The following is a 12288-nucleotide window of genomic DNA, read 5'->3' on the forward strand; positions in this document are numbered from 1 at the left end:
CCCTCCCGTTTCATCACGTTAAGCCTAGCCAGCACCCTTGTTTTTCATCGGACATATTTTAGGCACAGGGCTTGCAAGAGCCTGCGCAATGAATGGAGAGGTGTAAGGGCTGTAACGTGGAAAACACATCGTCATTGAACGGCTTCGGACATGGCATAGAGCAGTGGGTACAGCAGATGGAGCGGCTTGCGCCGTTGACCGGGCAGGACCGCTATCAGCAGATAGAGCAGTTGCTGGGGCAACGGGATCTTGACGCCCTGCTGGCAATCTTTGCCGAGCGGGTGGCAAACATTGTCCGGATCCACTCGCTCCAGTTCGACTGTGGCCAGCCCCATCCTCTCATCTCGCACCCGCCCCAGGCCAGGCTGACCCTGCATGCCTATCGCTTCGAGCTGCGGGGACGACACGAGCAGTTGCTCGGCCAGTTGCACTACGAGCTGGAGCACCCTCTGAGCGACGGCCAGAGGCGGTTGCTTGAGCAATATCATCAGCTGTTCAGCCTCCCCCTGCCCCTCTATCTGCGGCTGGATCGGCTGGAGCAGCAGGTGCGGCTCGACCACCTGACCGGGCTTGGCAATCGCGCCTACTTCGACGAGGCCATTGGCCGGGCGGTGGAGCAACACAGCCGGGAACCCCACGGCCTGGTGCTGGTGCTGCTGGATCTCGACAGATTCAAGCAGGTCAATGACACCTGGGGCCACCCGGTGGGCGACCTGGTGCTAAGCCGCTTCGCCCAGTTGCTGCAGGGGTGCATTCGCGGGACGGATCAGGCGTTTCGCCTCGGCGGGGACGAGTTTGCCCTGCTGCTGCAACCCGCGGACCCCGAGGCCTGGCGCCCGGTCTGGCTGCGGTTGCAACATGTGCTCCACAGCCACAAGGAGCTCAGCGCCTTCTCGGTGGGGTGCAGCCTGGGAGCCGCCAGCTGGCAGTCTGGCATGGATGTGCAGCGCCTCTACGAGACGGCCGATACCCATCTCTACGCCCGCAAGAAAGCCGGGGGCTCCGGCCTGCCCGAATAGGGCATCCCCCTTCCCCTCCCGGCCCCCTGTCACTCTGCGATGTCAATCCGCATCCTGGGGGACGGGGGGCCGCCACTCCCACGCCACCCCCTCTTCTGGCGCCAGAAATCCGTCGCAGACAAAGAGCCCGGCCACCAGTGCCACCTGTTCACCGTAGTAGAGGATGGGAATGCGCCCCCGCTGCCAGGAGGGCACCCCGTACTCTTGCAGCAGCTTCTTGAGCCGCCGGCTGCCCACCCGCCCCACCGGTTTCAGCATGACGCCGGGGGCGACCTGAAAACGCACCGAGAGCGGCTCGTCCCCCCTCGGTGTCCGCAACCCTTCGCCATCCGTTCTCCAGAGCCTGAACTGCCCGAGCCCGTCCGGCAGGGTGAGCGTCTCTTCCATCCGGATGGGCAGCACCTCCTCGCGGGGGGCGAGATCTGGCGCTATCAGGTACAGGCGCCCCTGATAGCGGCGGCACGCCAACCCTTGCAGGCTCAGCCTGGGGTTGGCGTCATCGCGCGCCAGCGCCACCTCCTGCCACAGCAGGCCCAGCAGCTCGCGGGAGGGCATCTCTCCCCCCTGGCGGCGGATCCAGTGGCGCAGCAGGTTGTTGCGCCGCACGGGGGAGAGGGAGAGGAGTCCGTCAATGCGCAGCCCTTCTCCCTCACCCACCGCCTGCCAGTCCGCCTCGGCCAGCTCGCTGATGAGCGCCTCCTGCTCGGCGCACAGGGCCATGGTGCGCGCCGTCGTCCGGGCCATGGCGGGCCAGCGGTCCTTGAGCAGGGGGATGATCTGCTGGCGCAGGAAGTTGCGGTCATAGCTCGGGTCCTCGTTGCTCTCATCCTCAACCCAGCCATAAGGAAGTGACTGCGCGGCTTCCGCCAGCTCGGCCCGGCTCATGTCGAGCAAGGGGCGCAACAGATGGCCTGCGGCAAAAGGCTGGCTCACCACCATGCCCGCCAGTCCGCGCAGACCGGCACCCCGCTTGAGCGCCAGCAGCAGGGTCTCCAGCTGATCATCCTGATGGTGAGCGGTGAGCAGCCACTCCCCTTCCCCCAGGTGGGCGGCGAGTCGCTCATAACGCGCCGCCCGCGCCTGGGCCTCCAGGCTCTCCCCGTTGCCCCGACAGAGCTGCACCCGCTCCACGATGAGGGGCACCGCCAGTTGCCGGCACACCCCTTCGCAGTGAGCCACCCAGTCGTCGGCATGGGGGCTCAGGCCGTGATGAACGTGCAGGGCGTTCAGGGCGAGGCCGTGGGCGCGGGCAAAACGGGCCGCCAGCACCAGCAAGACGGTGGAGTCGAGCCCGCCGCTGAAAGCCACCAGCAGACCGCGGGAACCTTCCGGCACGGGCAGGGTCTGACAAAAACGAGAATAAATACGAGAAATCATAGGCTTCCCCAATACGACCAAGCCGATCTTAGCAGAGTCGGGCTTATCAAGCGCTAACCCGGCTGCTAGAGTGAATCGCTCCCTGCGTGGGCAAGGAAGCCATATAACCCGAATTGGAATAAAACCATAATGAACAACAAGAAACACATCCTGGCCACCCTCGTCGGGCTGGCCCTGCTGGCCGGTTGCACTCAGGCACCGAGCCAACCGGACAAACACTCCGGCCTTGCGCTGGCCAACATGGACACCAGCGTCAAGCCTGGTGACGACTTCTTCCGCTACGTGAACGGCCACTGGCTCGCCACGGCCAAGATCCCCGATGACAGGCCCGCCGACGGTGCCTTCTACCTGCTGCGAGACAAATCCCTGGCGGACGTGCGGGTGCTGGTGGAGGGGCTGGACGGCAAGGCCGCCGCCGGCACACCGGCCCAGCAGATCCACGACCTCTACCAGAGCTATCTGGATCAGGCCGCCCGCAACGCCAAGGGCACCACGCCCCTGCTGCCGATGCTGAGCGAGATCGAGCAGATCCGCACGCCGCAGGATCTCGCCCGGGCCTTCGCCCAGAGCGCCCGCACCGGTGGCGGCTCCCCCTTCGGTTTCTGGATAGACGCCGACGCCAAGGCCCCTGACAGCTATGCCGTCTACCTCTACCAGGCCGGCCTCGGCCTGCCGGATCGGGACTACTACCTCAAGCGCGACCCCAACAGCCAGGCGCTGCTGCACAAGTACGAGCAACACATCGCCGCCATGCTGACCCGCTTCGGTGAGACGGATGCCCAGGCCAAGGCGAAACGCATCCTGGCCCTCGAGACCAGGCTCGCCCAGATCCAGTGGGACAACGTGGCCCTGCGGGACAGAGAGAAGAACTACAACAAGGGACCGGTGAGCGAGCTGGGGCGCCTCGCCCCCGCCATCGACTGGGACGCCTACCTGGCCCAGGCCGGCCTTGCGGGGCAGCAGAGCCTGGTCATCGGCCAGCCCACCTATCTCTCGGCCCTGAACGAGGTGATGCAGCAGACCCCGGTCGCTGACTGGCAGGCCTACCTCAAGTGGCAGCTCATCACCGATTACGCCCCCTACCTCGACAGCCAGACCGATGCCCAGAATTTTGCCTTCTTCGGCACCGCTCTTAGCGGCACGCCCAAGCAGCGCGCCCCCTGGGAGCGGGCCCTCGGGGTACTGGACAACAACCTGGGGGAGGCGGTGGGCAAGCTCTATGTCGAGCGCTACTTCCCGCCAGCGGCCAAGGCCCGTATGGAGCAGCTGGTGGAGAACCTGCGCACCGCCTACGGCCAGAGCATCCAGGAGCTGGACTGGATGTCCCCGGCCACCAAGACCCAGGCCCTCGAGAAGCTCGCCAAGTTCAGACCCAAGATCGGCTACCCGGACAAGTGGAAGGACTACAGCGCCATCACCATTCGCCCCGACGATCTGGTGGGCAACCTGCAGCGGGCCCGCGCCTTCGAATACGCCGACAACCTGGCTCGCCTCGGCAAGCCGGTCGATCGGGACGAGTGGCACATGTCCCCCCAGACGGTGAACGCCTACTACAACCCGAGCAACAACGAGATCGTCTTCCCGGCCGCCATTTTGCAGCCCCCCTTCTTCGACATGACGGCGGACGATGCGGTCAACTACGGCGCCATCGGCGGGGTGATCGGCCACGAGATGGGCCACGGTTTTGATGATCAGGGGGCCAAATCCGACGGTGACGGCGTGATGCGCGACTGGTGGACGCCGGCGGATCTCAAGGAGTTTCGCTTTCGCACCAGCCGGCTGGTGGCCCAGTACAACCGCTTCGAGCCCATCAAGGGGCAGTACGTCAACGGCCAGTTCACCCTGGGGGAGAACATCGGCGATCTCGGCGGCCTCACCATCGCCCACAAGGCCTACCTGCTCTCCCTGGATGGCAAGGAGGCCCCGGTGCTGGACGGTTTTACCGGCGAGCAGCGCTTCTTCCTCGGCTGGGCCCAGGTGTGGAAGGGCATGTATCGCCCCGAGCTGATGCAGATGCTGCTCGCCTCGGATCCCCACTCGCCGCCGGAATACCGGGTCAACGGCGTGGTACCGAACATCCCCGCCTTCTACGAGGCGTTCAAGATCCAGCCCGGCGACAAGCTCTATCTGGACCCGGCCAAACGGGTCAAGATATGGTGATTACAACCCGGGCAGGGGGCGGCCGACCAGCGGTCCCCTGCCCGTCACAGACACACAAGCAGCAACAAGGGTCCTCTCCATGAAAGCCTTATTCCTTACTCTCGGCCTGCTCACCCTGCCCCTCGCCAGCCAGGCGGCGGACGGCTTCTTCAAACATCTGACACTCCCCTCCGGCCAGGTGGTGACCGTCAGCGAAGGGCGCGGCGAGCCCGCCTCCACCGGCAGCTACGACGTGCGCCTCTACTCCGGTACCAACCCCCAGTTTCCGCTGGATCAGTTCATCGACGGCAAGGTGCTGCCGCGCGATGGCAGCATCAAGGAAATCAAGCTGCTGGATCTCAACGGCGACAAGCAGCCTGAAGTCATCGTCGTGGTGGAGAGCGCCGGCAGCGGCAGCTACCTGAGCGCTGACGCCCTCACCATCAATCCCCAGGAGGGGCTGGAGAGCTTCAACCACGTGGAGGGACTGGCCCCCAGTGACGATGTGATTGAGGCCCTCAAGACTCCCCGCGACTGACCCCCCACGCCCCGTATCACGGGGCGTTTTTTACCCCGCGCCTCCCGATGCGGTGCTCACGGCCCCCCACAGGGCGAAATGGTTATCCAAGCGTGTCCGATGTTCTCGGCTCGCCTGTTCGGCACATTCAAGTGCTCTTGCCTGCATACCATCGCGCTGCGATAGCGGGTTCGAGCAAAGCCGACTCCCTTCCATACCGAGACCTTTCTCGACTCTGCCGTTGTCGCCAGCGCTCCTGATGACAGGGATTTCACATCCCGCGATTTAAGAGAGCAAGAGCATGACAACCCTGAAGAGTACCCATTCCCTGCAGATGAGTGCGGGGCACCTTCCCTTATTTGATCACCTCGAACTCGGCATTCGCGCAGGCGACCGACTCGGCCTGATTGGCGCCAACGGCTGCGGCAAGAGCACATTGCTCGCGCTGCTGGCGGGCGAGCGCACGCCCCAGGCCGGCCGGGTCGTGCAGGCCGCCGCCTGCCGCTGCGAGTTCGTGGCCCAGCAACTGCCCGCCGGGCTTTCCACCCTCAGCACCCGCGCCGTGCTGCTGGATGCCCTGGGCAACGACCCCGCCGCCGAATGGCAGGTGGACAAGCTGCTGGCCGAACTGCAGCTGGAGGCCCAGGCCACGTTGCCGGTCAGTGCACTGAGCGGTGGCCAGCACAGCCGGCTGCAGATAGGCCGCGCCCTGCTGCGCCAACCCAACCTGCTACTGCTCGATGAGCCCAGCAACCACCTGGACTTGCCCGCCCTGCTCTGGCTCGAGCAGTTTCTGCTGGGCTGGCGCGGCGCCTTCGTGCTGGTTTCCCACGACGGTCGCCTGCTGGACAGCGTCACGGATCAGACCCTGATCCTGCGAGACGGCCAGTTGCACCGCTTCGCCCTGCCCTGCAGCCAGGCGCGGGCGGCGCTGGCTGCCGAGGATGAGCAGGCCCGCCTGCGCCGGGCCGACGAGCAAAAGGAGATAGACCGCCTGAGCGCCAGCAGCAAACGCCTCGCCATCTGGGGGCGGGAGCATGACAACGAGAAGCTGGTGCGCCAGGCCAAGTCCATGGAAAAACGCATCGCCCGCCTGCAGGAGGAGCAGAGCCAGGTGGCGGCGCTGGCCCCCTGGCGGCTCGAGCTGCGCGGAGTGAGCCTGCCCGCCGACACCCTGCTGCGACTGGAGGCCCTCGACGTATCGCCGGCACCGGCACTGCCGCCGCTGCTGCGTGCCGAGGGGCTCTGGCTGCGAGCGGGGGACAGGGTCGCCCTGCTCGGTGCCAACGGCACCGGCAAGTCCTCCCTGCTGCGCCAGTGCTGGCGCGAACTGACCATGCAGAGTCCGCAGGCGGGCTGGTACTGCCACCCCGGCGCGAGCATCGCCTATTACGATCAGTCCCTGCAGCAGCTGGCTGACGATACCACCCTGAGCGACGCGCTGTACCCCCTGGCCCCTCTGCCTGAGGTGACGCGGCGACAGGCGCTGATCCGGGCGGGCTTCCCCTATGTCCGCCACGGCCAGCAGGTGCACACCCTGAGCGGGGGCGAGCGGGCACGGCTGCTGTTTCTCGCCCTGTCCCTCGGCAGCCACCACATGCTCTGGCTCGACGAACCCACCAATCACCTGGATCTGGCGGGTAAGGAGGAGCTGGCCGATGCCATTGCGGCCTTCCCCGGGGGCGTGCTGCTGGTCTCCCACGACCGGGAGCTGATCGAGCGCAGTTGCAACCGCTTCTGGCTGATACAGGACGGGCGCATCCAGGAGGCTCACAGCGCCGAGCGGGCCTATGCCGAGCTGCTGGGCGATGCCCCCTTGCCGCAGGCGGGCAGCCCGGCTCGATCAGGTGACCCGCAGACCGCGGCCGCCACGGGGGATGACGAAGAGGCGCTGCTGGCGCGCTGGTATGAGCTCGATGCCCTGCTCGCCGCCGATCTGGCCCGCAAGCCCAGGCACCAGACCCCGCGCCTGCAGCAGCAGTGGCGTGACGAGCTGACGCGCCTGGCCGAGCGGCTCGGGTTTGCCTGACGCCAGCCCGGATCATCCATCTCTTGTTACGCAACACACGCGGCCAGCCACGGCTGGCCGCAAGGAGTCATCATGACATCAGCACCACCCCACATCAGGCTGGATCCCGTCACCGACACCGACCTGCCTCACATCTATCGCGGCCTCTCCGATCCCCGGGTCGTCGCCTACTACGGCGTCAGCTACGACAGCCTGGCGGCATGCCGGGCACAGATGGATTGGTATGCCGAGCTGACCCGCACCGGCCGTGGCGCCTGGCACCTCATTCGCGACCGGCACACGGGCGAACCGCTGGGGGCCATCGGCTACAACGATGCCGACCCGACTCACCGGTGTGCCGAGCTGGGCTACTGGCTCTATCCCGAACACTGGGGCAAGGGGGTGATGAGCGCGGCGCTGCGGCTGTGGCTACCGCTCACTTACCGCACCACCGACCTGCACCGCCTTATGGCAGTGGTGGAGGAGCCCAATCACCCCTCCGCCTGCTGGAGCGGGCCGGTTTTCACTACGAGGGCACCGCGCGGGAGTGCGAGCGCAAGGGGGATGGCTTCATCTCCCTGCGCCACTACGCCATCTTGCGCAGCGACCTGCCCGCCAGCCTGTGACCAGCAACAAAAAGCCCCGCACTGCGGCAATGCTGTTCACTTAAGCGGAGCCGCATTGCGATTTACCGGAAAACGGGTCTTTGATATCTTCACCGCCCTGGGTCTCGATGGCCTGGGGCGTTTTTCTATGAACATGACGCCTATGCAGCCCCGCAACTCCGCCAACCTCCGTGGCGTATGGGCTGGCGATAACGCGCCCGCCATCACTGCCATCTGGTTCGCGATGAACTGACAGGCAAACTTAAAGCTCACCTCATTGGGCGCTCGCTGATGGGCTACGGCGGCCTGGCTGGCCTCCCGCCTGACCAGATTGTATCCAAGCAGCAATCCCCACAGCTCCTGATAGACCAAGTCCACTTTCTTGCTTCTCAGCGTGATGGCGTTGTGCTGCATCGCGCTTTTGATATCCCGGTATCCCAGCTCGATTTCCCAGCGCTCGTGGTACAGGGTCGCCACCTGAGCTGCACTGAATCGCGCCACGGGCAGGGAGGTAAAGACCGTTTTCTCCTTGCCTGCCACCTCATAGGTCACTGCGCGAACTTGCCAGTGTGTCGGCAACGCCGGGTTTTTCTTGCTAGCCTGAGGCGAGACCGTCATTTGCAACAGACGGTCACCGTCGCCATAGCGCTCAAGTTCCGTGTATACCAGCCCCTTGCGTTCCGGGATGAGCCAGTGACGGTCGGTGTCTTCGGCCTGAATACGCAGCAACAGGTCGGCACCGAAGAAGCCTTTATCCAGCAGGGTCACTGACTTGTCCGGCAATGAGTGAATGAACTCGCTGGCCAGGGGGATTTCCCCTTTGCGGTACGGGCTGATGGCCGCGTTGGCAATGACATGCGAGCGGACATTCATGAGCGTGACCAACCGCAGCATCGGGTAGGGTGTCTGCCGGTTGGTTGAGGTGTTACCCGAGCCGAAATGTGCTCTGAGTTCAGGCATATCCTGGGTTCGGAACAGGGCCCCATCGATGGCAAAGACCTGTAAACCGTGCCAATGGTCTTCAGGATAACGTTCCCGCCCCCACACATCGGCGCACTGTTTGAACAGCCACTCGAGCGGCTGTTTGCCGAGTCGCTGACGGGCCTGAGACAGGGCACTGTCCGCGAGCAAGGCATCATTGGCCAACCCTTCTGCACAGATGTTGAGGCGCCGAGCGACCTCGGAGATGGGCTCATTGCGGAAAAAGGCCATCCCCACGACGAGCCACAAGACCATATCAGAAGGTAAGCGGCGTCGGCGGATAGTGGCCTTTTCAGACAAGGCGGCAGCGGCAGTAATCCATTCGTCGGGAATATGGTCGGCAAAAATGGCCAGCCGAGCCAGCATGTCGCCAGATGCCTCAACAACATCGTTCAGATCGTTTGCAATAGACATAAAAAATCCGGAACTAGTGATTGGTTCCGGATTGTCCTACAGCAGAAGGATCGGTCAATGGATCCTTAACTGATCAGCATTGCCGCACTGCGGGGCTTTTTTTCGGGAGTTACTTGATGGCGCAGACACCCTCATCGGACGCCGAGCGGCGGCGTCTGCGCCGCCACAGGGAGAAGCCGCCATACCCCAGGCTCAGCACGACGGCATAGAGCACCTGGGTGGCGAGGGCCAGCAGCACCAGGGCACAGAGCAGCACGCTGAGGCCCGCCAGCCCCTTGCCGGTCCCCGACAACAAGCGCCAGCCCGCCGCCATGCAGAGCAGATAGACCAGCACGAAGTTGCCGTTGGCGTAGCGGATCAGCGCATCGAGGGGCAGACGCAGCCAGAGGATCAGGGTGATGGAGACGAAACAGATGGCGAGCACCCAGGCAAGGGCATGCAGGGGAGCGCCCCGGGCCGAGAGGCGAGAGAGGGAGACCGGCAGTTTGCCCTCCCGCGCCATGCTCCAGATAAGGCGCGCAAAACCTTGCAGGTAGATGTTGATGCTGGCGAAGCAGGAGAGATAGCCCAGCACCGCCACCAGCCACTTGGCGGTGGGGCCGAACAGCAGGGAGAGCAGGGCCGGAATGGCGGTGGCATTGGTCGCCTCGTCCCCGTAGAGGTCATATTTGAGCACCACCAGCGAGTGCACCCAGTAGATGAGCCCCGCCAGCAGCACGCCCCCCAGCAGTGCAAGGGGGTAGTCCCGCTCTGGCCGCTTGAACTCCTCTCCCATATGGGCGAAGGCCTCGAGCCCCACGAAACACCAGAACATCACCGCCAGCGCCGAGCCCATGGCGGGCCATTCGCTCGCCGTTGGCAGAGGCTGGGCGGCATCGCGCCAGCTGAGATCCCCCTTGACCCAGATAAGCAGGGTGAGCCCGAGAATGGCCAGGGCGATCAGCAGTTGCAGGTTGCCGGAGGAGCGCGCTCCCCGCAGCCCCAGCAGAAAGACCCCGAGCAGGGTGAGCAGCTGGATGCCCCAGAGGGTCCACTCCCCCATGTCGAACAGGGCGTGCCAGAAACCGGCGGCGATGGTGAGGGCGGCAGGCAGGCCCACCGGCAGCACCGCCAGAAAGAGGAAAGCGGAGAAGCGCTCGGCACCGTTGCCAAAGGCGAGGCCAATCAGATGGGGGGCGCCCCCCGCGTGGGGATAACGCCGCCCGAGGCGGGCGAAGGTAAAGGCGATGGGCAGCACCAGGGCAATCAGCAGCAACCAGGCCCACAGCGACGCCCCTCCCGCCAGCGAGGCGGCGGTGGCCGGTACCACGAAGATCCCGGTACCGAGCAGGGAGGTGGCGAGCAGCCCCATCCCCTGCCAGAGCCCGAGATCCTTTTTCAACCCAGACATATCCTGTTGTCCCGTCTAGAAAAACATCCCGCCATGTTAGGCCGCCATCACCGCTTTGTTAAGCATTTGCGCCCATAAAAAAACCGCCCCGGGGGGCGGCTTTCTCACAGGGATGAACGCTGTCATCAGGCAATCAGCTTGTAGATGATGCCAGACATGGCGATGAGGCCGATGAGGGTGACGAAGCCGTTGCTGAGGTTGCCGGCATATTTGCGCATGGCCGGTACCTTGGCGATGGCGTACATCGGCATCAGGAAGAGCAGCATGGCGATGATGGGGCCGCCCAGATCTTCGATCATGCCGAGGATGCTCGGGTTGATGGTGGCCACGGCCCAGGTGGTCAGGATCATGAAGACCGCGGTCACCTTGTTCAGCTGCTTGACGTCGACGTTCTTGCCCTTCTCGCGCAGGGACTTGGCCATCAGGCCGTTCATGCCCTCTTGCGCCCCCAGGTAGTGACCCAGGAAGGACTTGCTGATGGCAACCATGGCGATGAGCGGTGCCACGGTGGCGATCACCGGGTTGTCGAAGTGGTTGGCCAGGTAGGAGAGGATGGAGATGTTCTGCTCCTTGGCCGCCGCCAGGTCAGCCGGGGAGAGGCTCAGCACGCAGCTGAACACGAAGAACATCACCGTCATCACCATCATGACGTGGGCGCCCAGCAGGATGTTGCTGCACTTCTTCTCGGCGTTGGCGCCGTAGCGGCCTTTGTTGTCCACCGCGAAGGAGGAGATGATCGGGGAGTGGTTGAAGGAGAACACCATCACCGGGATGGCCAGCCACAGGGTCTTGATGAAGTCACCGTTGAAGGCCTCACCCAGCGCCGGGGCTTCGGTGATGATGGCACCGTTCCAGTGCGGGATCAGGTAGACCGCCAGGCCCATCAGGGTGACCACGAACGGGAAGACCAGCACGCTCATCGCCTTGACGATGACCTGGCCGCCCAGGCGAACGATCGCCATCAGACCCAGGATCAGCACCAGGGAGAGGATGGCACGGGGAGGTGCCGTCATGCCCAGCTGGTGCACCATCAGGCTCTCGACGGTGTTGGTGATGGCCACGGAGTACATCAGCAGGATGGGGTAGATGGCGAAGAAGTAGAGCAGGGTGATGAACTTGCCTGCGGTCTTGCCGAAGTGCTCTTCCACCACCTCGGTGATGTCGCCGTCACGGGTGGAGCCGGACAGCACGAAGCGGGTCAGGCCACGGTGGGCGAAGAAGGTCAGCGGCAGGGCCAGGATCAGCATGGCGACCAGCGGCCACAGGCCACCGACACCGGCATTGATCGGCAGGAAGAGGACACCGGCGCCGATGGCGGTACCGTACAGACCCAGCATCCAGACCACGTCGGCCTTGTTGATGCCACGGGAGGAGGCTTTGCTCAAGCTGCCTTCAACTGCAATGTTCATGTCAGACATAGGGGTGTTCCTGTCATCAAGGAAAGTGGGATCTTAACTTGTCAGTGGGCCTGGGCCCGGTTCCTTTCCCTGGAACTCCAGCTATTCGTCCTGTTTGTTCCTCCGCCCCGGCCATCCGGCCGCCACTCCCTGTGGCAACCTGATTGCAACAAACACGGGCGGGGAGTCGTAATACAGAGGGGATCGTGCTCGCTCGTTAACAACGGGATAACGCTCACCTCATCCGATGAGATGACTCTAGTTAAAAGGCACTATTAATCACAGCGTTTTTTTGAATCAATCAACAAAAGTTTGATTGGAATCGCCTTTCCGTCGCTTCAGATCACACTTGAATCGCCATATTGCGATTTTTTTTTAACATATAAACTTTTTGGTGTGATCCACCTCACCCTTGAAACGCGCAACAATTTTGTCACAACC

At 64.0% G+C, this 12288-nt stretch carries 8 protein-coding genes and 1 pseudogene; 5 read left to right on the plus strand and 4 right to left on the minus strand.

The features are described from left to right. Positions 1 to 92 precede the first annotated feature (92 nt). The gene (locus tag C3F36_RS04575; RefSeq protein WP_039039444.1) at positions 93 to 1019 is read left to right on the plus strand and encodes a GGDEF domain-containing protein; all 927 of its coding nucleotides are present in this window, start codon (positions 93 to 95) and stop codon (positions 1017 to 1019) included. 42 nt (positions 1020 to 1061) lie between these two features. On the opposite strand, the gene tilS is transcribed toward C3F36_RS04575, so the two are convergent. Then, entirely contained in the window at positions 1062 to 2396 is a 1335-nt protein-coding gene (gene tilS, locus C3F36_RS04580) for a tRNA lysidine(34) synthetase TilS (protein ID WP_104454573.1), read from the minus strand. A gap of 129 nt (positions 2397 to 2525) precedes the next feature. On the opposite strand from tilS, the gene C3F36_RS04585 reads away from it, so the two are divergent. From C3F36_RS04585 to C3F36_RS04600, 4 genes and pseudogenes are all read left to right on the plus strand, one after another. After that, positions 2526 to 4556 carry a M13 family metallopeptidase gene (locus tag C3F36_RS04585; RefSeq protein WP_104454574.1) on the plus strand — a complete coding sequence of 677 codons (2031 nt, stop codon included), beginning with the start codon at positions 2526 to 2528 and terminating at the stop codon, positions 4554 to 4556. Positions 4557 to 4635: 79 nt separating this feature from the next. After that, positions 4636 to 5073 (plus strand): PliI family lysozyme inhibitor of I-type lysozyme, encoded by a 438-nt coding sequence (locus C3F36_RS04590; protein WP_104454575.1) that lies wholly within the window; start codon positions 4636 to 4638, stop codon positions 5071 to 5073. Between the two features lie 280 nt (positions 5074 to 5353). Beyond that, entirely contained in the window at positions 5354 to 7081 is a 1728-nt protein-coding gene (locus C3F36_RS04595; protein ID WP_104454576.1) for an ABC-F family ATP-binding cassette domain-containing protein, read from the plus strand. A 72-nt stretch (positions 7082 to 7153) separates the two neighbouring features. Next, positions 7154 to 7686, plus strand: a pseudogene (locus tag C3F36_RS04600) (GNAT family N-acetyltransferase). Positions 7687 to 7722: 36 nt separating this feature from the next. On the opposite strand, the gene C3F36_RS04605 reads toward C3F36_RS04600, so the two are convergent. From C3F36_RS04605 to C3F36_RS04615, 3 genes are all read right to left on the minus strand, one after another. Beyond that, positions 7723 to 9060, minus strand: coding sequence for an IS4-like element ISAeme15 family transposase (locus C3F36_RS04605; protein ID WP_041205620.1), 1338 nt, complete (start codon positions 9058 to 9060; stop codon positions 7723 to 7725). Positions 9061 to 9169: 109 nt separating this feature from the next. Then, complete coding sequence (gene yjeH / locus C3F36_RS04610; RefSeq protein ID WP_042015548.1) at positions 9170 to 10450, minus strand: L-methionine/branched-chain amino acid transporter; 1281 nt, start codon at positions 10448 to 10450, stop codon at positions 9170 to 9172. A 125-nt stretch (positions 10451 to 10575) separates the two neighbouring features. Further along, positions 10576 to 11868: an HAAAP family serine/threonine permease gene (locus C3F36_RS04615; RefSeq protein ID WP_039039437.1), complete on the minus strand. Its 1293-nt coding sequence runs from the start codon at positions 11866 to 11868 to the stop codon at positions 10576 to 10578. Positions 11869 to 12288: the final 420 nt, after the last annotated feature.

The sequence above is a fragment of the Aeromonas sp. ASNIH2 genome (genome assembly GCF_002934795.1).
GTDB classification, from domain to species: Bacteria; Pseudomonadota; Gammaproteobacteria; order Enterobacterales; family Aeromonadaceae; genus Aeromonas; species Aeromonas caviae.

Coding starts and splice junctions, on each gene's coding strand:
- C3F36_RS04605 (WP_041205620.1), bottom strand. CDS start 9,060: ATGTCTATTGCAAACGATCTGAACGATGTTGTTGAGGCATCTGGCGAC.
- C3F36_RS04615 (WP_039039437.1), bottom strand. CDS start 11,868: ATGTCTGACATGAACATTGCAGTTGAAGGCAGCTTGAGCAAAGCCTCC.
- yjeH (WP_042015548.1), bottom strand. CDS start 10,450: ATGTCTGGGTTGAAAAAGGATCTCGGGCTCTGGCAGGGGATGGGGCTG.
- C3F36_RS04590 (WP_104454575.1), top strand. CDS start 4,636: ATGAAAGCCTTATTCCTTACTCTCGGCCTGCTCACCCTGCCCCTCGCC.
- C3F36_RS04585 (WP_104454574.1), top strand. CDS start 2,526: ATGAACAACAAGAAACACATCCTGGCCACCCTCGTCGGGCTGGCCCTG.
- C3F36_RS04575 (WP_039039444.1), top strand. CDS start 93: ATGGAGAGGTGTAAGGGCTGTAACGTGGAAAACACATCGTCATTGAAC.
- tilS (WP_104454573.1), bottom strand. CDS start 2,396: ATGATTTCTCGTATTTATTCTCGTTTTTGTCAGACCCTGCCCGTGCCG.
- C3F36_RS04595 (WP_104454576.1), top strand. CDS start 5,354: ATGACAACCCTGAAGAGTACCCATTCCCTGCAGATGAGTGCGGGGCAC.